Annotated in this window: 25 protein-coding genes; 8 read left to right on the top strand and 17 right to left on the bottom strand. The window is 63.3% G+C overall.

Annotated elements, in window-relative coordinates:
- Positions 1-15: 15 nt before the first annotated feature.
- From P3C50_RS15670 to P3C50_RS15620, 11 genes are all read right to left on the bottom strand, one after another.
- The gene (locus tag P3C50_RS15670) at positions 16-465 is read right to left on the bottom strand and encodes an REP-associated tyrosine transposase (protein WP_275546716.1); all 450 of its coding nucleotides are present in this window, start codon (positions 463-465) and stop codon (positions 16-18) included.
- 142 nt (positions 466-607) lie between these two features.
- Positions 608-1,534 (bottom strand): ABC transporter permease, encoded by a 927-nt coding sequence (locus P3C50_RS15665; RefSeq protein WP_275546715.1) that lies wholly within the window; start codon positions 1,532-1,534, stop codon positions 608-610.
- 100 nt (positions 1,535-1,634) lie between these two features.
- Entirely contained in the window at positions 1,635-2,732 is a 1,098-nt protein-coding gene (locus tag P3C50_RS15660) for an ABC transporter permease (protein WP_275546714.1), read from the bottom strand.
- 10 nt (positions 2,733-2,742) lie between these two features.
- Positions 2,743-4,290 carry an ABC transporter ATP-binding protein gene (locus P3C50_RS15655; RefSeq protein ID WP_275546713.1) on the bottom strand — a complete coding sequence of 516 codons (1,548 nt, stop codon included), beginning with the start codon at positions 4,288-4,290 and terminating at the stop codon, positions 2,743-2,745.
- A 308-nt stretch (positions 4,291-4,598) separates the two neighbouring features.
- Positions 4,599-5,159: an MFS transporter permease gene (locus P3C50_RS15650; protein WP_275546712.1), complete on the bottom strand. Its 561-nt coding sequence runs from the start codon at positions 5,157-5,159 to the stop codon at positions 4,599-4,601.
- A 149-nt stretch (positions 5,160-5,308) separates the two neighbouring features.
- Positions 5,309-5,743, bottom strand: coding sequence for a GNAT family N-acetyltransferase (locus P3C50_RS15645; RefSeq protein ID WP_275546711.1), 435 nt, complete (start codon positions 5,741-5,743; stop codon positions 5,309-5,311).
- 64 nt (positions 5,744-5,807) lie between these two features.
- Positions 5,808-6,494, bottom strand: a complete 687-nt coding sequence (locus P3C50_RS15640; RefSeq protein WP_275546710.1) for an SDR family oxidoreductase — start codon at positions 6,492-6,494, stop codon at positions 5,808-5,810.
- A 217-nt stretch (positions 6,495-6,711) separates the two neighbouring features.
- Positions 6,712-6,855 carry a hypothetical protein gene (locus tag P3C50_RS15635; protein WP_275546709.1) on the bottom strand — a complete coding sequence of 48 codons (144 nt, stop codon included), beginning with the start codon at positions 6,853-6,855 and terminating at the stop codon, positions 6,712-6,714.
- A complete protein-coding gene (locus P3C50_RS15630) occupies positions 6,852-7,436 on the bottom strand; it encodes an IMPACT family protein (protein ID WP_275546708.1) in 585 nt (194 codons plus the stop codon). The genes P3C50_RS15635 and P3C50_RS15630 overlap by 4 nt, the downstream gene beginning before the upstream one ends.
- On the bottom strand, positions 7,436-8,098 hold the full coding sequence (locus P3C50_RS15625) for a TetR/AcrR family transcriptional regulator (protein WP_161867267.1): 663 nt from the start codon (positions 8,096-8,098) through the stop codon (positions 7,436-7,438). The genes P3C50_RS15630 and P3C50_RS15625 overlap by 1 nt, the downstream gene beginning before the upstream one ends.
- A 156-nt stretch (positions 8,099-8,254) precedes the next feature.
- Positions 8,255-9,172 carry a LysR family transcriptional regulator gene (locus P3C50_RS15620; protein WP_275546707.1) on the bottom strand — a complete coding sequence of 306 codons (918 nt, stop codon included), beginning with the start codon at positions 9,170-9,172 and terminating at the stop codon, positions 8,255-8,257.
- A gap of 177 nt (positions 9,173-9,349) precedes the next feature.
- Here P3C50_RS15620 and P3C50_RS15615 point away from each other — a divergent pair, with 177 nt between their 5' ends.
- The 4 genes from P3C50_RS15615 (at position 9,350) to P3C50_RS15600 (ending at position 14,467) form a co-directional block, all read left to right on the top strand.
- Entirely contained in the window at positions 9,350-10,696 is a 1,347-nt protein-coding gene (locus tag P3C50_RS15615; protein ID WP_275546706.1) for an aspartate aminotransferase family protein, read from the top strand.
- 82 nt (positions 10,697-10,778) lie between these two features.
- On the top strand, positions 10,779-12,275 hold the full coding sequence (locus P3C50_RS15610; RefSeq protein ID WP_275546705.1) for a CoA-acylating methylmalonate-semialdehyde dehydrogenase: 1,497 nt from the start codon (positions 10,779-10,781) through the stop codon (positions 12,273-12,275).
- Positions 12,276-12,603: 328 nt separating this feature from the next.
- On the top strand, positions 12,604-13,431 hold the full coding sequence (locus P3C50_RS15605) for an arylamine N-acetyltransferase family protein (protein WP_275546704.1): 828 nt from the start codon (positions 12,604-12,606) through the stop codon (positions 13,429-13,431).
- A gap of 307 nt (positions 13,432-13,738) precedes the next feature.
- A complete protein-coding gene (locus P3C50_RS15600; RefSeq protein WP_275546703.1) occupies positions 13,739-14,467 on the top strand; it encodes a lysozyme inhibitor LprI family protein in 729 nt (242 codons plus the stop codon).
- On the opposite strand, the gene P3C50_RS15595 is transcribed toward P3C50_RS15600, so the two are convergent.
- The 5 genes from P3C50_RS15595 to P3C50_RS15575 form a co-directional block, all read right to left on the bottom strand.
- The gene (locus P3C50_RS15595; RefSeq protein ID WP_197855409.1) at positions 14,468-14,704 is read right to left on the bottom strand and encodes a hypothetical protein; all 237 of its coding nucleotides are present in this window, start codon (positions 14,702-14,704) and stop codon (positions 14,468-14,470) included.
- Between the two features lie 552 nt (positions 14,705-15,256).
- Positions 15,257-16,903, bottom strand: a complete 1,647-nt coding sequence (gene groL, locus P3C50_RS15590; RefSeq protein ID WP_197855407.1) for a chaperonin GroEL — start codon at positions 16,901-16,903, stop codon at positions 15,257-15,259.
- 47 nt (positions 16,904-16,950) lie between these two features.
- Positions 16,951-17,244 carry a co-chaperone GroES gene (locus P3C50_RS15585; RefSeq protein WP_017675400.1) on the bottom strand — a complete coding sequence of 98 codons (294 nt, stop codon included), beginning with the start codon at positions 17,242-17,244 and terminating at the stop codon, positions 16,951-16,953.
- A 258-nt stretch (positions 17,245-17,502) separates the two neighbouring features.
- Positions 17,503-17,952, bottom strand: coding sequence for an FxsA family protein (locus P3C50_RS15580; protein WP_275546702.1), 450 nt, complete (start codon positions 17,950-17,952; stop codon positions 17,503-17,505).
- A 67-nt stretch (positions 17,953-18,019) separates the two neighbouring features.
- Positions 18,020-18,754: a HugZ family protein gene (locus P3C50_RS15575; RefSeq protein ID WP_275546701.1), complete on the bottom strand. Its 735-nt coding sequence runs from the start codon at positions 18,752-18,754 to the stop codon at positions 18,020-18,022.
- Positions 18,755-18,861: 107 nt separating this feature from the next.
- Between P3C50_RS15575 and P3C50_RS15570 the strand changes: the two genes are divergently transcribed.
- Positions 18,862-19,620 (top strand): SDR family oxidoreductase, encoded by a 759-nt coding sequence (locus tag P3C50_RS15570; protein ID WP_275546700.1) that lies wholly within the window; start codon positions 18,862-18,864, stop codon positions 19,618-19,620.
- Between the two features lie 146 nt (positions 19,621-19,766).
- Here the strand turns inward: P3C50_RS15570 and P3C50_RS15565 are convergent, their stop codons facing one another.
- Positions 19,767-20,735: a polyprenyl synthetase family protein gene (locus P3C50_RS15565; protein ID WP_275546699.1), complete on the bottom strand. Its 969-nt coding sequence runs from the start codon at positions 20,733-20,735 to the stop codon at positions 19,767-19,769.
- Positions 20,736-20,981: 246 nt separating this feature from the next.
- On the opposite strand from P3C50_RS15565, the gene rplU reads away from it, so the two are divergent.
- The 3 genes from rplU to cgtA all read left to right on the top strand — a co-directional run bounded on the left by rplU (position 20,982) and on the right by cgtA (position 22,949).
- Positions 20,982-21,293 carry a 50S ribosomal protein L21 gene (rplU, locus tag P3C50_RS15560; RefSeq protein WP_004424548.1) on the top strand — a complete coding sequence of 104 codons (312 nt, stop codon included), beginning with the start codon at positions 20,982-20,984 and terminating at the stop codon, positions 21,291-21,293.
- Between the two features lie 37 nt (positions 21,294-21,330).
- Positions 21,331-21,588, top strand: coding sequence for a 50S ribosomal protein L27 (gene rpmA / locus P3C50_RS15555; RefSeq protein ID WP_013717060.1), 258 nt, complete (start codon positions 21,331-21,333; stop codon positions 21,586-21,588).
- Between the two features lie 140 nt (positions 21,589-21,728).
- A complete protein-coding gene (cgtA, locus tag P3C50_RS15550; protein WP_197855402.1) occupies positions 21,729-22,949 on the top strand; it encodes an Obg family GTPase CgtA in 1,221 nt (406 codons plus the stop codon).
- Positions 22,950-22,981: the final 32 nt, after the last annotated feature.

Below are 22,981 nucleotides of genomic sequence, written 5' to 3'. Positions count from 1 at the left end.
GCGAGCCTCCCAAGCTCAGAGCCACACCGAATCCCATAATGGATAATCGCCAACCCGGCTGACCAGACCCGCCCTTAGAGGATTGGCGACGATGTAACGCGCGGCAGGCAGAACATCTTCCTCGCGGCGCAGCGCTCGGTCGTGAAAGCCGTCCTGCCACAGCTTTCCTTGGCGGCCTGACACCGTGTTGATTCGCTTGGCGCTGCGTCCCTTGATGCGCCGCATCAGGTCGCTGATCGAGCCTTGCTCCAAGGCGATCAGCCAGTGAAGGTGATCCGGCATGAGCACCCAAGCCAGTGATTCGGCTAGACCATCTTGCTGGGTGTTTTTCAGTTCCGCGACGACGAGTCGACCCACAGTGAAGTCCGAAAAAAGCGTTTCGCGGTTTTCGGTCGTTGCGGTGAGGAGATAGATGCGCTGCGTTTCCGAGAAACGGCCTGCGCGCAAGCTGGCTGAGTGGGGCATTCCTTTGCCTCTCGATTAGGGTGTGACACAGGTATAGCCGAAATTTTCTTGTCGCGGCTAAAGCCCCTCCCACAAAAGCCGGGCGGCAGGTCGCTCTATTGCTGTGGGAGGGGATTCAGCCGCGACTAATAATTGTCGAGCCTCAATGCCCCGGCTGCCACGGCTGGCCGAGCGACACCGGTGCATACAATCGGGTCTTGATCGCATCGCGCGAGAGCAGCACCAGCACCACGATGGTGGCGACGTAGGGCAGCATGGCCAGCAGGTTCGACGGGATCGACAGGCCGATGCCCTGCGCCACGAGGTGGAGGATGCTGGCCAGGCCGAACAGGTAGGCGCCGAGCAGCACACGCAGCACCCGCCAACTGGCGAACACCACCAGCGCCAGGGCGATCCAGCCGCGCCCGGCGGTCATGTTCTCGGCCCACATAGGCGTGTAGGCCAGCGACAGGTAGCCGCCCGCGAGGCCTGCCATGGCACCGCCGAACAGCACCGCCAGGGCGCGCACGCGCAGCACCGGCAGGCCCATGGCGCTGGCGGCGTCCGGGTTCTCGCCGACGGCCTGGATGATCAGGCCGATGCGGCTTTTCAGCAGCACCCAGGCCACCAGCGCGAACAGGGCGAAGGACAGGTAGATCAGCACGTCCTGGGCGAACAGCATGCGTCCGATCAGCGGGATGTCCGCCAGCAGCGGAATGACGATGGGCTCGAAGCCGCTCAGCGGCTTGCCGACCCAGGCGGCGCCGACGAAGGTGGAAAGGCCGACGCCGAAGATGGTCAGGGCCAGGCCGGTGGCCACCTGGTTGGCGTTGAAGCCCAGCGCCACGGCGGCGAACAGCAGCGACAACAGCATGCCGGCGGCAATCGCCAGCAGCACGCCGAGCCACAGGCTACCGCTGCTGAAGGCGACGATAAAGCCGATCACCGCGCCAAACAGCATCATGCCTTCCTGGCCGAGGTTGAGCACGCCGCTCTTCTCGCACACCAGCTCGCCGAGGGCCACCAGCAGCAGCGGCGTACCGGTGCGCACCATGGCGTAGAAGATATTGGTCAACAGGTCGAGATCCATGGGGATTCCTTTGCATTCGTGCTCTTCGTGGGAGGCGCTTCAGTGGCGAGCTTTTGTCGCGGCTAAAGCGGAATGCCGCCCAGCCACTCCCACAAAAAAATTAAGTGGTCGCCTCGGTGAGCTTCTCGCGTTTCGCCCATTTCCACTTCAGCCGCGGCCGGTAGAGGATCAGCACGTCGCAGGCCAGCAGGTAGAACAGCATCATTCCCTGGAACAGCTGGGTGATCGCCTGCGGCAGATTGAGGGTCATCTGCGCGTTCTCGCCGCCCAGGTAGAGCAGCGCCATCAGCAGGCTGGCGGCGAGGATGCCGAGCGGGTTGAGACGGCCGAGAAAGGCCACGGTGATCGCCGCGTAGCCGTAGCCGGGCGACACCTGCGGCACCAGTTGGCCAATCGGCCCGGCCACTTCGCCGACGCCGGCCATGCCCGCCAGCGCGCCGCTGACCAGCAGGGCGAACCACACCAGGCGCTTCTCGCGAAAGCCGACGAAACCGGCGGCGCGCTTGTCCAGGCCGAGCACCTTGATCTGAAAGCCGAGAAAGCTCTTGTGCAGCAGCACCCACACTGCCACCAATGCCAGCAGCGCCAGGTACAAGCCGCCATGCAGGCGCCCGTCCTCGCTGACCAGCGGCAGGCGGCTGGCATCGCCGAACATGGCCGATTCGGGGAAGTTGAAGCCGGCCGGGTCTTTCAGTGGCCCATGCACGAAGAACAGCAACAGGTTCAACGCGATGTAGTTGAGCATGATGCTGGTGAGGATTTCGTTGGCATTGAACCGCGTGCGCAGCCAGGCGGTAAGCCCGGCCCAGGCCGCTCCGGCAGCGGTGCCGGCCAGCACCACCCAGGCCAGTGCCCAGCGGCTTTCCCAGTCGATCAGTTGCAGCGCCATGGCGCTGCCGGCCAGGGCGCCGAGCAGCAGTTGGCCTTCGGCGCCGATGTTCCAGATGCGCGCCTGGTAGGCCACCGCCAGACCGAGGGCGCAGAGCAGGATCGGCAGCGCCTTGACCAGCAGTTCGGACACGCCGTACCAGTCGCCGACCGGGGCGATCAGCAGGGTGTGCAGAGTCTGCAGCGGATCATGGCCAAGCAGGGCGAACAGCAGCATGCCGCTGACCAGGGTGAGCACGGCGGCCAACAGCGGCGACAGCCAGAGCATGGGGCGCGACTCTTGGCCGCGCGGTTCCAGGGATAACAGCATGACGGCTCCGTCAGCAGGCCGCAGCGGCGGCGGGTTGATCGAATTCACCGGCCATCCAGCGGCCGACTTGCACGGTGCATACCTGCGCCGTCTCGACCAGCGGCGACAGCCGCCCGCTGCACAGCGCACCGATGCGGTCGCTGATCTGGAACAGCTCGTCGAGGTCTTCGGAGATCACCAGGATCGCTGCGCCGGCATCGCGCAGGGCGATCAGCGCGCGGTGGATGGCGGCAGCGGCGCCGACGTCCACGCCCCAGGTCGGGTGCGCGGCCACCAGCAGCTTGGGCTGTTGCAGAATCTCGCGGCCGAGGATGAATTTTTGCAGGTTGCCGCCGGACAGGCTGCGCGCGGCAGTGTCGGCATCCGGCGTCTTCACCGCGAAGCGCTGGATGATCTCGTCCGCCAGCGCGCGCACCTTGCCGCGCTGCACCAGGCCGCCCTTGACCAGGCCCTGGCCGAATGCGGTGAGCAGGGCGTTGTCCACCAGGCTCATCTCAGGCACAGCGCCATGGCCGAGGCGTTCGGCCGGCACGAAGGCCAGGCCCAGCCTGCGCCGCGCATCCGGGTGCAGGTTGGCTACCGGCGCGGTATCGATGCTGACCCGCTCACGCTCGCCACGGGGCAGGCGGGTTTCGCCGCTGAGCAGGGCGAGCAGCTCGTCCTGGCCATTGCCGGCCACGCCAGCGATACCGACGATCTCGCCGCTGCGTACTTCCAGGCGAATGCGTTCTAGCGAGCAGCCGAACGGATCGGGGTTGCGCCAACTGAAGTCGTCGACGCGCAGCCGCGGCCGGCCGCCGCTGGCTTTTGCATAGCTGTTTTCCAGCCCCTCAGCGTCGCTGACCATCAGCCGCGCCAGTTCCAGGTCGCTGCACTCGGCCGGCAGGCAATGGCCGGACACCCGCCCGCCTCGCAGCACCGTGGCGCTCTGGCACAGCGCGCGCACCTCGCCGAGCTTGTGGCTGATGAAGAGGATGCTGCAGCCCTCGGCAGCCAGGCGGCGCAGGGTGACGAACAGCTCGTCGGCCTCCTGTGGGGTGAGCACCGAGGTCGGCTCGTCGAGGATCAGCAGCTTGATGTCCTGCATCAGGCAACGCACGATCTCCACCCGCTGGCGCTCGCCGATGGACAGGCTGTGCACCAGGCGGGTCGGCTCCAGTGCCATGCCGTAATGCTGCGACACCTCGCGGATCTTCGCCTCCAGCTGCTTCGGCGTGCCGGCATCGCTGCCCATGGCCAGGGCGATGTTCTCGGCCACGGTGAGCGTCTCGAACAGCGAGAAGTGCTGGAACACCATGCCGATGCCCAGGCTGCGCGCCATGGCCGGATCGCGCATCTTCAAGGCCTGGCCTTGCCAACGGATTTCGCCGCTGCTGGGCTGGGTGACGCCGTAGATGATCTTCATCAGCGTGCTCTTGCCGGCACCGTTCTCGCCGAGCAGGGCGCGGATCTCGCCGGGGACGATGGCGAGGTCGATACGGTCGTTGGCCAGGCAGCCGGGGTATTGCTTGCTGATGGCGGTCAGCTGCAAGCGTGGAAGATCGGATGAGGCAGGCATGGGAAGCGCTCGTTGCGATAACTGAGCGGTGCTAAAGCAAAAACTTGGCCAGCAGGTCAGAAAAGCCAGGCGGCAGGCGTTTACGTCTGCCGCCAGTCCTGGCTCATGCGCGGGATTGGTGCGAACCACTGCGTAGGGTGCGCCGTGCGCACCGCATTCGAGCGTTCGCGGCTAAAGCCCCTCTCACCAAGCTGTTCTGTAGCCGGATGCAATCCGGGGACGCCGCTGCGTCGCTCGGTGCCCACGCCCGGCAGACGCCAAGACGAGTCGCAGGTGCGGGCGCGGTCAGGGCGCAAGCGCTGCGGGTCTTAGACGAAGAATGCGCCCATCAGGAACAGCCACAGCAAGGCCCCGGGGGCCATGCACAGAATGTTGAGACCGCTGATGGACGCGTTGCTCTGTCCCTCGTCGTCGCCGCTCGCCTGGTTGGCCTGTTGCTGGATCAGCGCCAGGGGCAGGGCTGGCACCATGATGACGGCGAACAGCATCAGCAATTCAAGACCGCCGCCTGGGCCGTCGATCCGCGACAGGCGATTGGTGACGATAGTCAGCAGCACGTACATCCAGGCGGTACCCGAGTAGCTCCAGGCCGCCTGGCCCAGACGCTGCTTGTGCTCGTTGATCAGGCTGCATAACGAATGGGTGAAGAAGATCTGAAAGATCGAGCGCGCCGCCGGCCAGATCTTTTTCGGCAGCATCGCGCCGCGCTGAAGATCCCACTGTTTGTAGAACCAGTAGAAGGAGTACAGGCTGAAAGTGGTGAAGTACAGCAGGTAGAACTTCTTCAGTGAGGTGACGAAGAAGGCGCTACGGGCCTGGGATCGTTCGTCGAGCAGTTCGGCTTTGGGCGGCTGATACAGGTTGTCCATTGACCTAGTCCCGGATAATGGCTGTGGGAGGCTCGCATCCTGCGAGTGTTCAGGGCGCCGATTATACGGATATCGTGGCGCGCTGACTGTGCGCGCCGGCGCATCTGGCACGGTAGCGCCGCAGAGCGGCGCGGTATTGCCTTATGCGGTTATGTGCACGCCAGTTGGCATCGCATTTCAATGAGCTGATGTTCGCCCACGATTTCAACCTCCTTGATGAACTCGAAGCCAAATTTTTCGTAGTAGCCTTTCAGGTGGCTGTGAGCATGAAGTTCAATGGAGGTGGCGCCTATATCTTGCGCATGCTGCATCAATGCCTGGACAACGGCCGAAGCAACTCCCGTGCTCCGATAAGCCTCACTGACCGCCACCCTGGCCATGGTAGAAGAGCCGTCCTCTTTCAGTGTCAGGCGGGCAGTGGCAATTGGCTCACCCTGTTCTGTCGCCAGTGCATGGAAGGACTCTTCATCCAGTCCATCGAGGTCCAGCTCCGCAGGAATCCGTTGTTCACATGTGAAGACCTGATAGCGGATACCTTGAGCCAGGCGGATCAACGCCGGGTCATTACCGATGTTTACGTCCATCGTTATTCTTCTCCAACAGAATTACACGGCCTGCCTGGTGGCAGGCCGATACCAGCGCTGACGCTCACCAGGGCAGAGGCTCACCTTGGTAGTCCAGGTAGCGCAAGCCGGGCCGGCCGACGGCGGCGCTGACCTGTTCGACCATGCCCTTGCAACTGCTGTCGATATCCAGCGGGGCGTCGGCGCCGCCCATGTCGGTGCGCACCCAGCCCGGGTGCATCAGCAGTACGCCGAGCTGCGGATTGTCCTGAACACGGACGAAGCACTGTACGAGGTGGTTGAGTGCGGCCTTGCTGGCGCCGTACAGCGGCATGCCCAGGCCGGCGCCGGCCTCGATGCTGCCAAGGATGGAACTCATGAACACGATCAGCCCGTGCCCGGCGGCCAGATTCGGCAGCAGGCGTTCGGCCACGCGCAGTGGCGCGACGGCGTTGGTCAGAAACAGTTGGCCCATTTCTTCGGCGCTGGCCTGTGCGGTGCTGTGGTGCGTGGGGCCGGCAACCCCGGCGTTGACGAAGATGACGTCGAACTGCTGGCCGCTCAGGCGATTGGCCAACTGTTCGAGGCTGGCCGGGTCGGTCATCTCCAGTTGCTCCACGCGCACGCCGGGCACTGCCTGCAGCGGCGCTTGCGGCGTGGCGCTGCGCACGGTGGCGGTCACGGCCCAACCCTGGGCAGCGAACTCACTGGCCAGACCCAGGCCGAGGCCGCGCGAGGCGCCGATGATCAGAATGGATCGGGAGGCGGACATTTTCAGGCTCCGTGGTGGATGAGAAAGAAAATCAGCATAGCGAATGTCGATTCGATAATCCCGGCAAGGTAATCCTCTGTCCGGGGCGAAATTTTTCGAGTGCGCCTGCCACCATTCGCGGCGGGGCGCCGCTCCTACATCTTGAGCTGTTGTTCCGTCACCTGGCGTCCTGGCTGCGGCCGTGCCCGGTACTGCCGCTCATGCTCACGCAGTGCGCTCAGGTATCGCTCGAAACGCTGGCGCGGCTGAGGGGCACGCCGCACGCCAGTGGCAGGTCGTAGTGGTGCTCCTGGACGTCTACCTGGGCCGGCAGGGCCAGCCACTGCGGCAATGCCAGCAGCGCAACGATCGGCCGTTTCATGGCGCTGTCAGGCTCTCGCGGCCACGGCTGATGTCGCCGAGCAGCCGTTCCAGTGTCGCGTGTTCGGCCGGCGCCACGGCCAGTTGCAGGCGCGCGCCGGTGGCGTCGTAATCCTCGCGCTCGATCAGGCTGTCGAACTCGCTCAGGCGCGCCTTGAACAGCGGCAGTTCTGCGAACTGCAGATGGCAACTGAAGGCCCGGCGCAAGACCAGTTCGCGCCGCTCGCCGGCCTGCAGGCACTTGGCTGCGCTGCCGCCGTAGGCGCGGGCCAGGCCGCCGGTGCCGAGCTGGATGCCGCCGTACCAGCGGATTACCAGCACCACCACCTGGTCGCAGTCCTGTCCTTCGATGGCGGCGAGTATCGGCCTGCCAGCGGTGCCGCCCGGTTCGCCGTCGTCGTTGAAGCGGCACTGGTTGCCGACCTTCCACGCCCAGCAGTTGTGCGAGGCGGCCGGATCGCCGTGGCTGTCGATGAAGGCCTGTGCGTCCGCCGCGCTGGCAACCGGCGCGGCGAGGGCGAGAAAGCGGCTCTTGCGAATCTCCTCGCGGTATTCGCAAGGCGCGGACAGGGTGAAGGCCATCAGGCTTTGGCGACGGGCGTCAGGCCGCAGCCCTTGAGGATGATCTGTACCAGCTGGTCGGAGGCTTCCTCGAAGTCCTGCTTGGTCAGGCGCGAGCACTGCTTCACCCGGCAGATCTGCGAGGCGAAGTCGGCGTAGTGCTGGGTGCTGCTCCACAGCAGGAAAATCAGGTGGATCGGATCGACCGGGTCCATCTTGCCGGCGGCGATCCAGCCTTCGAACACCGCGGCACGGCCACGGAACCAGTCCAGATAGTTCTGGTTGAAGTACTGCGACAGGCAGTCGCCGCCGCTGATCACTTCCATGGCGAAGATGCGCGAGGCCTTCGGCTGGCGCCGGGAGAACTCCATCTTGGCGCGGATGTAGCGCTCCAGTGCCTCGGCCGGGTCGTCCTCGACGCTGAGGTTGTTGAAGGTGCTGTCCCAGAGCTCGAGGATATTGCTCAGCACCGCCAGATAAAGGCCCAGCTTGTTGTTGAAGTAGTAATGCAGGTTGGCCTTGGGCAGGCCGACGTTCTGCGCGATGGTGTTCATGCTGGTGCCCTTGAAGCCGTGCCGGGCGAACTCTTCCTCGGCAGCCTTGATGATGGCTTCTTCGTTCTTCTGGCGAATGCGCCCGGCGGGTTTGCCGGTGGTGCCGTGGGCGGGGACTTCGAAGGTCATGGGTGATTCCGAACTGATCAGGGAGCCGAGCGATTGCACAGATACCCCAGCGCCGCCTGGGTGACAAGTGCGCTGCAAGGAAAATCGCCGTGATAGCACAAATGCACCAGGGCTGTGCATGCTCGAGCCGTTTTTCGGTACGGTCGTTCTATGTGTTCAGGCTTCAGCCAGGGCGTTTAGAAAGCTCTCCAGCACCAGGTGCGCGCGACGGCCCTTGCGCGTTACCGCTGCCAGGTTGATGTCGTAGTAGCGAGTGGACGCCTTCAGCGCGCGCAGGCGACCCTGCTGCACCCAGGCCTGGGCGTAGTGGTCGGGCAGGTAACCGATATAGCGACCGGTGAGGATGAGAAAGGCCATGCCTTCGCGGTCCGATGCGCTGGCCGTACAGTTCAGCGCCTGGTAATGGTTCTGCACCTCGGGCGGCAGGCGGAAGGTCGGGGCGATGGCTTCCTGGGCATTGAGCCTGTCGTCTTCAAGCTGTTGGTCGTCGACGTAGAACAGTGGATGGCCGACCGCGCAGTAAAGCAGCGAGCGTTCATCGTATAGCGCCTGGTATTCCAGGCCGGATAGGGCACCGACCTGTGGCACCACGCCGATATGCAGGCGGCCGTCGAGCACCCCCTGTTCCACTTCCGACGGGGGCGTCATGCGGATGTTGATACGCACGTCCGGCCCCTGCACCTTGAGGCGGGCCAGGGCGTTGGTGATGCGCATGTGCGGGATGGTCACCAGGTTGTCGGTCAGGCCGATGTTCAGCTCGCCGCGCAGGTGCTGATGCAGGCCGTTGACCTCGGTGCGAAAGCTCTCCAGTGCCGCCAGCAGTTGCAGGGTGCTCTGGTACACCTCGCGGCCTTCTTCGGTCAGGGCGAAGCCGGCACGGCCGCGCTGGCACAGGCGCAAACCGAGGCGTTGTTCGAGGTCGCTCATCTGCTGGCTGATGGCCGAGCGGCCGATGCCCAGCGCGCTCTCGGCTGCGGAAAAACCACCGCATTCCACCACGCTGCGAAACAGTTTGAGCAGGCGGATTTCAAAGTCGCTGACCTGGGCCAGCGGGTCGGGGCGGCGGCTGCTCATTTGTTTAGTCGACCTTGAACTGAAGATAATAAGAGTATTGTTTTACTGACTCTATGCCCGTGGCACCTTAACTGGCAACTGACGCTGTATCTGTGGGAGGCGCTTCAGCGGCGACAGTCGCGGCTAAAGCCCCTCCCACATTGTCCCGAACACGCCGCCACTGCCGAGGCCATCCCGATGAACATGCCGCAGACCGCAACTCCGTCCCTGGCCAGCCAGCTCAAGCTGGATGCGCACTGGATGCCGTTCTCCGCCAACCGCCAGTTCCAGCGCGACCCGCGCATCATCGTCGGTGCAGAAGGCAGCTGGCTCACCGATGACCAGGGCCGGAAGATCTACGACAGCCTGTCCGGCCTGTGGACCTGCGGCGCCGGCCACTCGCGCAAGGAAATCCAGGAGGCCGTGGCCAAGCAGCTCGGCACCCTCGACTATTCGCCGGGCTTCCAGTACGGCCATCCGCTGTCGTTCAAGCTGGCCGAGCAGGTCGCCGACCTGATGCCTGGCGAGCTCAACCATGTGTTCTTCACCGGCTCCGGCTCCGAGTGCGCCGACACCGCGGTGAAGATGGCCAAGGCCTACTGGCGCCTGAAAGGCCAGGCCTCCAAGACCCGCTTCATCGGCCGTGCTCGTGGCTACCACGGCGTCAACATCGCCGGCACCTCGCTCGGCGGCATTGGCGGTAACCGCAAGATGTACGGCCAGCTGATGGATGCCGACCACCTGCCGCACACCCTGCAACCGGGTATGGCCTTTACCAAGGGCATGGCCGAAACCGGCGGCGTGGAGCTGGCCAACGAACTGCTCAAGCTGATCGAACTGCACGACGCCTCCAACATCGCCGCGGTGATCGTCGAGCCGATGTCCGGTTCGGCCGGCGCCATCGTGCCGCCGGTGGGCTACCTGCAGCGCTTGCGCGATATCTGCACGCAGCACAACATCCTGCTGATCTTCGACGAAGTGATCACCGGCTTCGGCCGCATGGGCAAGTGGAGCGGCGCGGAGTTCTTCGGCGTCACCCCGGACCTGATGAACGTCGCCAAGCAGATCACCAACGGCGCCATCCCGCTGGGCGCGGTGATCGCCAGCAGCGAGATCTACAACACCTTCATGCAGCAGCCGTCGCCGGAGCACATGATCGAGTTCACCCACGGCTATACCTACTCGGCGCACCCGGTGGCCTGCGCCGCCGGCCTGGCGACGCTGGAGCTGCTCAAGCGCGAGAACCTGATTCAGCAGTCCGCCGAGCTGGCGCCGAAGTTCGAGGCCGCGCTGCACGGCCTGAAAGGCACCAAACATGTGGTCGACATCCGCAACTGCGGCCTGGCTGGCGCGCTGCAGATCGCACCGCGTGATGGCGATGCGGTGATCCGCCCCTTCGAGGCCGGCATGGCCCTGTGGAAGGCTGGTTTCTACGTGCGCTTCGGTGGCGATACGCTGCAGTTCGGCCCAACCTTCAATGCCAAGATCGAAGATCTCGACCGCGTGTTCAACGCCGTTGGCGACATACTGAACAAACTCGACTGATTCCTGTGGGAGGGGCTTTAGCCGCGACTGAATGAGCGTCGCGGCTAAAGCCCCTCCCACCAACCTGACTTTGGAGATCCCCATGAGCCATATCCCCCACCTGATCAACGGCGAGCGCGTTGCCGGCAACGGTCGCAGCGCTCCGGTGTACAACCCGTCCACCGGCGACTCCACCAGCGCAGTCGGCCTGGCCGACCGCGCCACCATGCAACTGGCCATCGACGCTGCCAAGGCCGCCTTCCCGGCCTGGCGCAACACCCCGCCGGCCAAGCGCGCGCAGATCATGTTCCGCTTCAAGCAACTGCTGGAGCAGAACGAGAACGAAATCGCCGCGCTGATCAGCGCCGAGCACGGCAAGACCATCGAGGACGCCGTTGGCGAACTCAAGCGCGGCATCGAGAACGTCGAGTTCGCCTGCGCTGCGCCGGAAATCCTCAAGGGCGAGTACAGCCGCAACGTCGGCCCGAACATCGACGCCTGGACGGATCTGCAGCCCATCGGTGTAGTGGCCGGCATCACCCCGTTCAACTTTCCGGCCATGGTGCCGCTGTGGATGTACCCGCTGGCCATCGTCTGCGGCAATTGCTTCATCCTCAAGCCGTCCGAGCGTGACCCGAGCTCCACCCTGTTCATCGCCGAGCTGGCGCAGCAGGCCGGCCTGCCCAAGGGCGTGCTGAACGTGGTCAACGGTGACAAGGACGCAGTCGATGCGCTGATCGAAGCGCCCGAGGTCAAGGCCCTGAGCTTCGTCGGCTCGACGCCGATCGCCGAGTACATCTACAGCGAGGGCACCAAGCGCGGCAAGCGCGTGCAGGCCCTGGGCGGCGCCAAGAACCACGCCGTGCTGATGCCCGATGCCGACCTGGACAACGCCGTCAGCGCACTGATGGGCGCGGCCTACGGGTCCTGCGGCGAGCGCTGCATGGCCATCTCCGTGGCCGTGTGCGTGGGCGACCAGATCGCCGATGCACTGGTGGAGAAGATTGTTCCGCAGATCCAGGCACTGAAGATCGGTGCCGGCACCTCCTGCGGCCTGGACATGGGCCCGCTGGTCACCGCCGCTGCGCGCGACAAGGTCAAGGGCTACATCGACGCCGGCGTGGCCCAGGGCGCAAAGCTGGTGGTCGACGGCCGCGGCCTGGTGGTACCGGGCTTTGATAATGGCTTCTTCGTCGGCGGCACCCTGTTCGACCGGGTCACCCCGGAAATGACCATCTACACCGACGAAATCTTCGGCCCAGTGCTGTGCATCGTCCGTGTCGGCAGCCTGGAAGACGCCATGGCCCTGATCAACGATCACGAGTACGGCAACGGCACCTGCATCTTCACCCGTGACGGTGAAGCCGCGCGCCTGTTCTGCGACGAGATCGAAGTCGGCATGGTCGGCGTCAACGTGCCGCTGCCGGTGCCGGTGGCCTACCACAGCTTCGGCGGCTGGAAGCGCTCGCTGTTCGGCGACCTGCATGCCTACGGCCCGGACGGCGTGCGCTTCTACACCCGCAAGAAGGCCATCACTCAGCGCTGGCCGGCGCGCAAGAGCCACGAGGCGGCGCAGTTCGCCTTCCCCAGCAATGGCTGAGTGAGCTGACACGTTGCACGAAAGGGCCGGTCGCGAGACCGGCCTTTTTCATTGGTGGGCGTTATGAGGCAGACACCGGGACACCTGTAGGAGCGGCTTCAGCCGCGAAACTCCGCAGCCACCTGGGCGTTTGCGTGATCGCTCCCACGCTCAGCATGGGGGCCTGTAGCCTCGGCCTCTCTGCGGCCGTTACGGTGGATGCGCGGAGCGTCACGGGCTGCATACCCACGCGGAGCGTGAGGACGATCAGACGGGCTATCGACCCGATAGATATCTCCCCTCTGCCGCCTCTGGTACAACAGCCGGCAGGTAAAAAGGGAGAAGCACGATGACCGAAGCATTCCAGCTGGATCTGCACACATACCTAGGGCGCCTGGGTTACTCGTCGGCGCCGCCAGCGACGCTCGAAGCCCTGCGCGAGCTGCAGGCGCGGCACACCGCCGAATTTCCCTTCGAAACCCTGGCCAGCATGCTGCGCGTGCCGGTGGAGGTCGAACCTGCCGTGATCCAGGACAAGCTGCTGCGCCAGGGCCGTGGCGGTTACTGCTTCGAACTCAACCGTCTGTACCTGCTGCTGTTGCAGGCGCTGGGCTTCGACGCGCGCGGGCTGACCGGCCGCGTGGTCATGGGCGGCCCGGAAGATGCCCTGCCGGCGCGCACTCATATGCTGGTGCTGGTGACCATCGATGGCGTGCGCTACATCAGCGACGTCGGCTTCGGCGGCATGGTGCCGACCGGCCCGCTTTTGCTCGACAGCGAGGCGGAGCAGGCCACGCCGCACGAGCACTATCGCCTGACGCTGGTGGATGGCACCTACACCCTGCGCGCATTGGTGGCGGGTAGCTGGCGAGCCATGTACGTGTTCGATCTGCAGCAGGTGGCTGATATCGATTACGTGGTGGGCAACTGGTACGTGTGCACCCACCCGGACTCACCCTTTCTCGGCCAGATGATCGCCGCCCGCACCGGGCCAGGCCTGCGCAAGACGTTGAACAATGGCAGCTTCGCCATCCACCGCCTGGGGCAGGCGAGTAAGCGGGTGCAGTTGCAGAGTGTCGATGAGGTGCTGAGGGTGTTGCGCGATGAATTTGGCATTCAGGTGCCGGAGCATCCTGAGCGGCGGGAAATTATCGAGCGGCTGATCACGGGGGCCTGAAGGCAAGGCCACTGGTATTGCCACGTTCTTGTAGGAGGGGCTTCAGCCGCGACCCGAAGCCACCTAAATCCTGTAGGAGCGGCTTCAGCCGCGAAAACCTTTCAACCAACCGAGATTGCTGACGGAACGCACTTGGTGAAGGATTCTTACTTTAGGCAAAACTGAACGAGCTGTTTTAAACGCCACTATCGGCGTTTCCGCTTGATGCGGTGAGACCCACGGCTCGCTACCAAGGCCACCTGCTTGTCAGGCCGCGTCGCGCTGGAGATGATGTGGGTCCAGTTGCCGTTACCAGGGAAGGTTATCCATGCGCATGCCCGTGTTGCTCGCTCTGTGGCTGTCACCGCTCTTCGCGGCTGCCGAAGGCACACTTACTGCCACCGTCGTTCACGCCGACTTTTCCCAGGCACCGGAAGTGCGTTTGTTGGTACGTGTGCTGGACGAGGCCTTCAGTACCGATCAGGAGTCCATCGTCAGCAAATGCCCACTGGCCAGCGAGCCGGGCCAGCACCTGGCTCCAGACAGTTGCTTCGAGGTAAGTATCGACGAAGGCAACGGCCCGCAGCAGCCGATCTATCAGACCCTACTGGCCAGGCCGGAGCGCGCCAGCGACCCGATCTATCTTGAACTGGTCTATCGCACCCAGTTGCAGCCGCTCTACGACGACGTCTACAGCCGACCCACGGCACGCTTGCGGGTGGAGACCAATGGTTTCTACAACTGGAACCAGGAGATGCCCCAGGCGCTGCCGCAGAACGTGATGGCGCTGGGTGGAATCAGTGCGCTGGTATTGGGCGATGCCGATGCGCTGCTCAATGCAGCCTATCGCGAACGCCAGCGGCAGCTGTCGGACGAGGCGAGTACCGCACTGCGCCAGGCGCAGCGTAACTGGATCGCGATGCGTGATGCCGAATGCAAGCCCTACGGTGAGGAGCAGCCCTACTCGGTGTTCGGCGAATTCAGCTACGACTGCCTGGTGCGCCTGACGCTTGATCGTGCTCGCCAACTGGCAGTGGTGCGCGGTGATCAGAGTTGATCAGTACTCGCCTTTCATCGCGCCGCTGAGTCCGAACATCAACACCAGCAGGTTGGCATCCGGCTTCACGGCTGGTTGCACCTGTTTGCGCAAGGGCGCGGTGGGGCAGGGCTCGGCCATGGCACATTCGCGCGCTTCCAGCACGCGTGGGCCGGGCTCCTGCCAGGCAGCGGCGGCAATCGCCGTTACGCTGAGGGCAAGGCCGAGGAACAAACCTCGTGCTATTTCTAGTTTCATTTTGCTAACCCCTTGAAAGCGCTGCCAAACGCTGTTCGCTAAACCTAGATCACATATCGCCTGGTCGTTGCCTTATGCGACGAATGGTCATCGAGCCTGGCTAGCACCCGCCGGGACTGTGCTGGGACACGGCCCTTATCGGTTGGTTCAGAACGATGCAGGTAACGCCTAACGTAACCTTAGGTGCCGGTTATGACCCTTCTGTAACGACCGGCCCTGGCCACTTCTATCGCCTGCTGCCTTCTCGCTACTTGGCGCAAAGGGGGAGGGTAGAGCTACTTCCTGGTAAGGGTGAGGCAAATGGAGCGAGGTATTGCAAGTGGAACATTACCGACGCTGCTTCAGCGGTCGATTGATTAGGCAAGAGCTGTGCCGAAGCAGCCGCAATCGATCACGTCGGTCCGGTCCGCTGCGAAAAGGAGCGCTTGCTGCAGGCCCATGACAAATGACCCGATGCCGCTTTCTTCTTGGCACTACGGATTCGCTTTCTTCGGGCAATAAAAAACCCCGCGACTGGCGCGGGGTTCTCGTGCTGCGTGGGAGCCGGTCGGCTTACATCATGCCGCCCATGCCACCCATACCGCCCATGCCACCCATATCAGGCATGGCCGGGGCTTTGTCGTCAGCCGATTCGGCAACCATGGCCTCGGTGGTGATCATCAGACCGCCGATGGAGGCAGCAGCCTGCAGCGCCGAACGGGTGACCTTGGCCGGATCGAGAATACCCATCTCGATCATGTCGCCGTAGGTGTCGGTAGCGGCGTTGAAGCCGAAGTTGCCCGAACCCTGCTTGACCTTGTCGACCACTACGCTCGGCTCGCCGCCGGCGTTGGAAACGATCTGACGCAGCGGCGCTTCGACAGCGCGACGCAGCAGAGCGATACCGACGTTCTGGTCTTCGTTGTCGCCTTTCAGGCCTTCGATGGCCTGCAGGGCACGCACCAGAGCTACACCACCGCCAGGTACCACGCCTTCTTCCACGGCAGCGCGGGTAGCGTGCAGGGCGTCTTCAACGCGGGCTTTCTTCTCTTTCATCTCGACTTCGGTGGCAGCGCCAACCTTGATCACGGCAACACCGCCAGCCAGCTTGGCCAGACGCTCTTGCAGCTTCTCTTTGTCGTAGTCGGAAGAAGTTTCTTCGACCTGCTTGCGGATCTGCGCAACGCGGGCTTCGATGTCGACCTGAGCACCAGCGCCATCGATGATGGTGGTGTTGTCCTTGTTCAGGACGACGCGCTTGGCGTTACCCAGATGCTCCAGAGTGGCGCTTTCCAGGGACAGGCCAACTTCTTCGGAGATCACGGTGCCACCGGTCAGGATGGCGATGTCCTGCAGCATGGCCTTGCGGCGGTCGCCGAAACCCGGAGCCTTGACCGCAGCGACTTTGACGATGCCGCGCATGTTGTTGACCACCAGGGTAGCCAGCGCTTCGCCTTCGACGTCTTCAGCCACGATCAGCAGCGGACGACCGGCCTTGGCAACGGCTTCCAGAACCGGCAGCAGTTCGCGGATGTTGCTGATTTTCTTGTCGACCAGCAGCAGCAGCGGGCTTTCCAGCTCGGCAACCATGGTGTCCGGCTTGTTGATGAAGTACGGCGACAGGTAGCCGCGGTCGAACTGCATGCCTTCTACGACGGACAGTTCGTTTTCCAGGCCCGAGCCTTCTTCAACGGTGATGACGCCTTCTTTACCGACCTTATCCATGGCTTCGGCGATGATGTCACCGATGGAGCTGTCGGAGTTGGCGGAAATGGTGCCTACCTGAGCGATGGCCTTGGAGTCGGCGCACGGCTTGGCCAGGTCTTTGAGCTGAGCAACGATGGCGGTGGTGGCCTTGTCGATGCCGCGCTTGAGGTCCATCGGGTTCATGCCGGCAGCGACGGACTTCAGGCCTTCGTTGACGATGGCTTGAGCCAGAACGGTAGCGGTGGTGGTGCCGTCACCGGCAGCATCGTTGGCCTTGGAGGCAACGTCTTTCACCAGCTGGGCGCCCATGTTTTCGAAGGCGTCTTTCAGTTCGATTTCCTTGGCAACCGAAACACCGTCTTTGGTGATGGTCGGGGCGCCGAAGGATTTGGCCAGAACCACGTTACGACCTTTCGGGCCGAGGGTGGCTTTGACGGCGTCGGCCAGTACGTTGACGCCAACGAGCATTTTCTTGCGAGCGGAATCGCCAAACTTGACTTCTTTAGCAGCCATGTTGATCAGTCCTCAAATTCTTGAAGGTTAAACGGAGATTCGTGGAATCAGGCTTCGACGACAGCGAGGATTTCGTTCTCGCCCATTACCAGCAGGTCTTCGCCGTCGACCTTGACGGTGTTGCTGCCGGAGTAAGGGCCGAATACCACCTTGTCACCGACCTTGACGGCCAGCGGACGGACTTCGCCGTTATCCAGAACCTTACCGGTACCGACGGCAACGACTTCACCCTGGTTCGGCTTCTCGGCGGCCGAACCCGGCAGCACGATGCCGCCTGCGGTTTTGGTCTCTTCTTCGCTGCGACGGATCACGACGCGGTCATGCAGAGGACGAAGTTTCATTGTCGATCTCTCCTAACAATTGAATGGCCAACTTGCCGACTCTTGATTGGTCAGCGGGTTTGTAAAATCCGGCGAGGCCGGGTGCGGCGCGCTGGGCGCACCGCGAAAGTTGGACTGCCTCAGTGGGCAGGTACCTTGCGGTGACTGCTACATGTGGGCGGGCAATAGCATTTCAAGGGGGCTGACGTAAATTTTTTACATGCGCCCGGCAGGGCGACGGAGGCGGGCACCAAGGCGTGGTGCCCGGCGTGAGGCAGGTCAGTCGCGGCGCTCGTACTCGCCTTCGAGAACATTTGGACGGGTTTGCCCGGAGCGGGCTGCCTGGTCGTCAAAGAAGGCCCGCTGACGCAGGGCCTGCTCCTCGGCGCGGCGGCGAATCTTGCCGACCAGCAGGCGCCGGGTGAAGGGAATCAGGCAGAACACGCCGAAGATGTCACTGATGAAACCCGGCAGCAGCAGTAGGCCGCCGCCGACGGCGATCAGCAGGCCTTCGAGCATTTCCTGCTCGGGCAGCTCACCGCGCGCGAGTCGTTCCCGGGCGCGCCAGGCAGTGGCGACGCCGGCGACGCGCAGCAGGATGCTGCCGAGCACCGCGGTGCCGATGATCAGCAGCAGCGTAGGCAGCACGCCAATGGTACTGCCGACCTTAATCAGCAGGGCCAGCTCGATGATCGGGAACAGCAGAAAGAGAAACAGAAACGCGCGCATGAGTCGAAATGTCCTTGGCGGAAGACAGGCTTCCCGTAGGGTTTAAATATGGCGCTCTGCGCTTAATTCAAGCTGAAGGCGTGCCATTGGTCGGCCAGCTTTCGGCGCGAGCCAGCATCACCAGGGCTTCGCGCACCTGGCCAGGGTTGTTGCAGGATGTTGGGAAGGCTAGCCAGTGCAGGCTCTGGCCAATGCGCAGGTGGAAACCTTCGGAGTCGATGGCGGCCATCTGTGCCGGCTCGTGCTTGGGCAGGCCGGCCAGTTCGACATAGTGGGCGATGGCCTTGGCGTGATCTTCGTTCATGTGCTCGACCATGCTCGCTTCGCTGCCATCGGCGGCAAAGGGGTTGGCCAGGGTCACCTGATCGAGCCAGTGGATGGCACCGAAGCCGCCGATGAAGCGCCAGCGCACCGGTTCCAGTCGCCAGAAATCGAAGTCATGCGCTCGATGGTAGTCGCGCGATTGCGGAAAAAAGCGGTAATAACGCTGGGCGGCCGCTTCGATTTCGCGCTCGTCATGCAATTGTCGCGCTTCGGCGAGCAACGTAAGGCGGCCGACCGCCTGCACATCCTCTGCGCCACGCTCGCCGACCAGCAGCGAGCATTTGGCGTCCTGCCCGAGATTATGGGTGTGCTGGGCGATGCGGCTGATCAGGATCAGCGGCCGGCCCTCGGCGTCCAGGCAGTAAGGCACCACTGATCCGAATGGAAAACCCGGCATGGCCTTGGAGTGGGTGCTGAGCACGCCACGGTATTCCTTGAGCAGCAAATCTCGTGCATGCTTGCCGGCTTTCACGCTCACCTTATGACTCCTCGCAGAAGATCCGTCATTAACGGACAGACGCCCTAGCATAGCGGTTAGCGGCATCAGCGGGGTCGGTAAATGCTGCACCTTGAGGGAATAAAGCGATGCAACTGAAAGACAAAGTCATCATCATCACTGGCGGTTGCCAGGGACTGGGTCGCGCCATGGGTGAGTACCTGGCGGCCAAGGGCGCCAGGCTGGCGCTGGTCGATCTAAACCAGGAAAAGCTCGACGAAGCCGTGGCTGCCTGCAAGGCCGCCGGTGGCGATGCCCGCGCCTACCTATGCAACGTGGCCAATGAAGAGCAGGTCACGCACATGGTCGCCCAGGTGGCGGAGGATTTCGGTGCCATCAACGGCCTGGTCAACAATGCCGGCATCCTGCGTGATGGCCTGACCATCCGCGTGAAGGATGGCGAGATGACCAAGATGAGCCTGGCGCAATGGCAGGCGGTGATCGACGTCAACCTGACCGGCGTGTTCCTCTGCACTCGCGAAGTGGCGGCGAAGATGATCGAGCTGAAGAACGAAGGCGCGATCGTCAACATTTCCTCGATTTCCCGTGCCGGCAACATGGGCCAGGCCAACTACTCCGCGGCCAAGGCAGGCGTCGCCGCCGATACCGTGGTCTGGGCCAAGGAGCTGGCACGTTACGGCATTCGCGTAGCGGGCGTGGCGCCAGGCTTCATCGAAACCGAGATGACCGCCAGCATGAAGCCGGAGGCACTGGAAAAGATGACCTCGGGCATTCCGCTCAAGCGCATGGGCAAGCCGGCCGAGATCGCTCATTCGGTGGCCTACATCCTGGAAAACGACTACTACACCGGTCGCATCCTGGAGCTGGATGGCGGCCTGCGTCTGTAATCGACTGCGCCTGAACGCAAAACGCCCCGACTGGTTCGGGGCGTTTTTGTTTGAGCTGGTGCTGGTATCGCGAATTCGTAGCCCGGATGCAATCCGGGAAAGGCCATATCCCGTCAACCCGCCCCGGATTGCATCCGGGCTACTTCTTAGTGTGTACGGGCCACGGCGAAGCGGCTCAGCTCGATCAGCGCGTCGCGGTACTCGCCGGCGGGCAGCACGTCCAAGCAGGCGATGGCGCGTTCGGCGTAATCGCGGGCGAGTTGTGCGGTGTAATCCAGGGCACCGGCTGCGTCGACGGCGGCGCGGATGCTTTCCAGGTCTTCGATACCGCCTTTCTGAATCGCGCGGCGCACCAGAGCGGCCTGCTCCTCGGTGCCTTCACGCATGGTGTAGATCAGCGGCAGGGTGGGCTTGCCCTCGGCGAGGTCGTCGCCGACGTTCTTGCCCAGGCTGGCAGCGTCGCCTTTGTAGTCGAGCAGGTCGTCGACCAACTGGAATGCGATGCCCAGATGGTCGCCGAAGGTGCGCAGGGCTTCGCGCTGCGCTTCGTTGGCGCCGCCCAGTGCGGCGGCTGCATGAGTGGAAGCCTCGAACAGCATCGCTGTCTTGCCGCGGATGACCTCCATATAGGTCTCTTCCGTGGTGCTGGCATCGCGCACCTTGGACAACTGCAGCACTTCACCTTCGGCGATCACGCGGGTGGCGTGGGAGAGAATCTTCATCACCGGCATGGAACCGAGCTCGACCATCATTTCGAACGAGCGTGAATAAAGGAAGTCGCCCACCAGCACGCTTGGTGCGTTGCCCCATTGGGCATTGGCGGTGCTGCGGCCACGGCGCATGTCGGACATGTCGACAACGTCGTCATGCAGGAGGGTGGCGGTGTGCAGGAATTCGATGGTGGCGGCCAGCAGGCGCAGGTCGTCGGCCTGGTAACCCAGAGCGCGGCCGCTGAGCAGTACCAGCAGTGGACGCAGGCGCTTGCCGCCAGCGGAAATGATATAGTCGCCGATCTTTTCCACCAGCGGCACGCGGGAAACCACCTGTTGGCGAATGATGCCATCGACGGCGGTGAAATCGTCCGCTACCACGCGGTAGAAAGCCTGGGGTTGCATCGGCGACTAGTGCTCCTCTGAGGTTGCGCGGCATGCTAGGTGGCAGGGTAGGGGCTGTCAAGGCAAGCACGGGCGCCCCTTGCGTAGCGTTCGGCGCTTGCGTACAATCGCGCACCCTGAACTTCCCCCTGGGCATTTCCCTGCCTTACGCAATTGCAAGGGTGTCACTTCCGGCCCCAAGCAGCCATGCCAGCCAATAACGCCTTTTCTAAAGCGCTGGGTGAGCAGGATTAACGGAGATTTACCATGTACGCAGTAATTGTTACTGGTGGCAAGCAATACAAAGTCACCGAAGGCGAATTCCTCAAGATCGAGAAGCTCGAAGTCGCTACCGGCGAAGCCGTGACTTTCGATCGCGTTCTGCTGATCGGCAATGGCGACGACGTTCAGATCGGCGCTCCGGTCGTAGACGGCGCTAAAGTGGTTGCCGAAGTCGTTTCGCAAGGCCGTCACGACAAAGTGCGCATCATCAAGTTCCGCCGTCGTAAGCACCACATGAAGCGTCAGGGCCACCGTCAGTGGTTCACTGAGATCAAAATCACCGGTATCCAGGCCTGATTCGTCGGCCCCGATCCCTTTATAGGAGTATTGACTCATGGCACACAAAAAAGCTGGCGGTTCTACCCGTAACGGCCGCGATTCCGAAAGTAAACGCCTTGGCGTGAAAATGTACGGTGGTCAGGTCATCAAGGCCGGCAACATCATCGTTCGTCAGCGCGGCACCGAGTTCCACCCGGGCTTCGGCGTGGGCATCGGCAAAGACCACACCCTGTTCGCCAAGATCGAAGGCGTGGTCAAGTTCGAAGTGAAGGGTGCTTTCGGCCGTCGCTACGTGAGCGTCGTTCAGGCCTAATCGCCTACGCGCTGGAAAAGCCCTGTCCGTAGGACGGGGCTTTTTTGTTTGTGTATCTTTGGTTCGCTTGCCAGATCCGCTAGTTCTGGATGATCCGGCAAGCGTTCCCCTAGCCCGCAGATGAGGCGGGAGGCATATCCATGAAATTTGTCGACGAAGTTTCGATTTTTGTAAAAGCCGGTGACGGCGGTAACGGCATGATGAGCTTCCGCCGCGAGAAGTTCATCGAGAAGGGTGGCCCCAACGGGGGCGACGGTGGCGACGGTGGCTCGGTGTTCCTTGAGGCCGATGAGAACCTCAATACCCTGATCGATTACCGCTACACCCGCAAATTCCACGCGCAGAATGGCGAGAAGGGCGGCAGCACCGACTGCACCGGCGCCAAGGGTGAAGACCTGATCCTGCCGGTGCCGGTCGGCACCACGGTGATCGACGTGGCCACCCAGGAGGTGATTGGTGACCTGGTCAAGGCCGGTCAGCGCCTGATGGTCGCCCAGGGCGGCTGGCACGGGCTGGGCAACACTCGCTTCAAGTCCAGTACCAACCGCGCGCCGCGCCAGACTACGCCAGGCAAGCCGGGCGATTCGCGTGATCTCAAGCTCGAGCTGAAGGTGCTGGCCGATGTCGGCCTGCTGGGCCTGCCCAATGCCGGCAAGAGTACCTTCATCCGCGCCGTGTCTGCGGCCAAGCCGAAGGTCGCCGATTATCCCTTCACCACCCTGGTGCCGAACCTGGGTGTGGTCAGCGTCGACCGCTTCAAGAGCTTCGTCGTCGCCGACATCCCGGGGCTGATCGAAGGCGCTTCGGACGGTGCCGGCCTGGGCATCCGCTTCCTCAAGCACCTGGCGCGCACCCGCCTGCTGCTGCATCTGGTGGACATGGCGCCGCTCGACGAGAGCGATCCGGCCGAGGCGGCTCAGGTGATCATCGATGAACTGGGCCGCTTCAGTCCGGCGCTGGCCGAGCGTGACCGCTGGCTGGTGCTGAACAAGATGGACCAGATTCCCGAGGACGAGCGCGAGGCGCGCAAGGCCGATATCGTCGCCCGCCTGAATTGGCAGGGGCCGGTTTACGTGGTGGCGGCCATCAGCCGTGACGGCACCGAGCGCATCACTCGCGACATCATGCATTACCTGGAGGTGCGAGCCGAGCGTATCGCCGAAGATCCGGTGTTCGCCGAGGAACTGGCCGAGCTGGATCAACGCATCGAGGACGAGGCGCGTGCCCGTCTGCAGGCGCTGGATGACCAGCGTGCGCTGCGTAAATCCGGTGTGCGTAGCGTCGACGATATCGACGAAGACGACGACTTCTTCGATGAAGAAGACGACGACGGCCCGGAAATCATTTACGTCCGGGATTAAGCAAATTTCCAACGCCGCTTAATTGCGGCGTT

Source organism: Pseudomonas sp. Marseille-Q0931, from assembly GCF_940789645.1.
In the GTDB taxonomy this organism is placed as follows: domain Bacteria; phylum Pseudomonadota; class Gammaproteobacteria; order Pseudomonadales; family Pseudomonadaceae; genus Aquipseudomonas.
This window is presented reverse-complemented; position numbering and strand designations above follow the sequence as displayed.

What these genes read in the sequence shown, in the direction of transcription:
- P3C50_RS15670 (WP_275546716.1), bottom strand. Translation starts at nt 465, where the DNA reads ATGCCCCACTCAGCCAGCTTGCGCGCAGGCCGTTTCTCGGAAACGCAG.
- P3C50_RS15625 (WP_161867267.1), bottom strand. Translation starts at nt 8,098, where the DNA reads ATGACCTTCGAAGTCCCCGCCCACGGCACCACCGGCAAACCCGCCGGG.
- P3C50_RS15610 (WP_275546705.1), top strand. Translation starts at nt 10,779, where the DNA reads ATGAGCCATATCCCCCACCTGATCAACGGCGAGCGCGTTGCCGGCAAC.
- groL (WP_197855407.1), bottom strand. Translation starts at nt 16,903, where the DNA reads ATGGCTGCTAAAGAAGTCAAGTTTGGCGATTCCGCTCGCAAGAAAATG.
- P3C50_RS15630 (WP_275546708.1), bottom strand. Translation starts at nt 7,436, where the DNA reads ATGGCCTTCACCCTGTCCGCGCCTTGCGAATACCGCGAGGAGATTCGC.
- P3C50_RS15665 (WP_275546715.1), bottom strand. Translation starts at nt 1,534, where the DNA reads ATGGATCTCGACCTGTTGACCAATATCTTCTACGCCATGGTGCGCACC.
- P3C50_RS15570 (WP_275546700.1), top strand. Translation starts at nt 18,862, where the DNA reads ATGCAACTGAAAGACAAAGTCATCATCATCACTGGCGGTTGCCAGGGA.
- P3C50_RS15580 (WP_275546702.1), bottom strand. Translation starts at nt 17,952, where the DNA reads ATGCGCGCGTTTCTGTTTCTCTTTCTGCTGTTCCCGATCATCGAGCTG.
- P3C50_RS15650 (WP_275546712.1), bottom strand. Translation starts at nt 5,159, where the DNA reads ATGGACAACCTGTATCAGCCGCCCAAAGCCGAACTGCTCGACGAACGA.
- P3C50_RS15620 (WP_275546707.1), bottom strand. Translation starts at nt 9,172, where the DNA reads ATGAGCAGCCGCCGCCCCGACCCGCTGGCCCAGGTCAGCGACTTTGAA.
- P3C50_RS15660 (WP_275546714.1), bottom strand. Translation starts at nt 2,732, where the DNA reads ATGCTGTTATCCCTGGAACCGCGCGGCCAAGAGTCGCGCCCCATGCTC.
- rplU (WP_004424548.1), top strand. Translation starts at nt 20,982, where the DNA reads ATGTACGCAGTAATTGTTACTGGTGGCAAGCAATACAAAGTCACCGAA.
- P3C50_RS15645 (WP_275546711.1), bottom strand. Translation starts at nt 5,743, where the DNA reads ATGGACGTAAACATCGGTAATGACCCGGCGTTGATCCGCCTGGCTCAA.
- rpmA (WP_013717060.1), top strand. Translation starts at nt 21,331, where the DNA reads ATGGCACACAAAAAAGCTGGCGGTTCTACCCGTAACGGCCGCGATTCC.
- P3C50_RS15595 (WP_197855409.1), bottom strand. Translation starts at nt 14,704, where the DNA reads ATGAAACTAGAAATAGCACGAGGTTTGTTCCTCGGCCTTGCCCTCAGC.
- P3C50_RS15565 (WP_275546699.1), bottom strand. Translation starts at nt 20,735, where the DNA reads ATGCAACCCCAGGCTTTCTACCGCGTGGTAGCGGACGATTTCACCGCC.
- P3C50_RS15635 (WP_275546709.1), bottom strand. Translation starts at nt 6,855, where the DNA reads ATGAAACGGCCGATCGTTGCGCTGCTGGCATTGCCGCAGTGGCTGGCC.
- P3C50_RS15615 (WP_275546706.1), top strand. Translation starts at nt 9,350, where the DNA reads ATGAACATGCCGCAGACCGCAACTCCGTCCCTGGCCAGCCAGCTCAAG.
- P3C50_RS15655 (WP_275546713.1), bottom strand. Translation starts at nt 4,290, where the DNA reads ATGCCTGCCTCATCCGATCTTCCACGCTTGCAGCTGACCGCCATCAGC.
- P3C50_RS15640 (WP_275546710.1), bottom strand. Translation starts at nt 6,494, where the DNA reads ATGTCCGCCTCCCGATCCATTCTGATCATCGGCGCCTCGCGCGGCCTC.
- P3C50_RS15605 (WP_275546704.1), top strand. Translation starts at nt 12,604, where the DNA reads ATGACCGAAGCATTCCAGCTGGATCTGCACACATACCTAGGGCGCCTG.
- P3C50_RS15585 (WP_017675400.1), bottom strand. Translation starts at nt 17,244, where the DNA reads ATGAAACTTCGTCCTCTGCATGACCGCGTCGTGATCCGTCGCAGCGAA.
- cgtA (WP_197855402.1), top strand. Translation starts at nt 21,729, where the DNA reads ATGAAATTTGTCGACGAAGTTTCGATTTTTGTAAAAGCCGGTGACGGC.
- P3C50_RS15600 (WP_275546703.1), top strand. Translation starts at nt 13,739, where the DNA reads ATGCGCATGCCCGTGTTGCTCGCTCTGTGGCTGTCACCGCTCTTCGCG.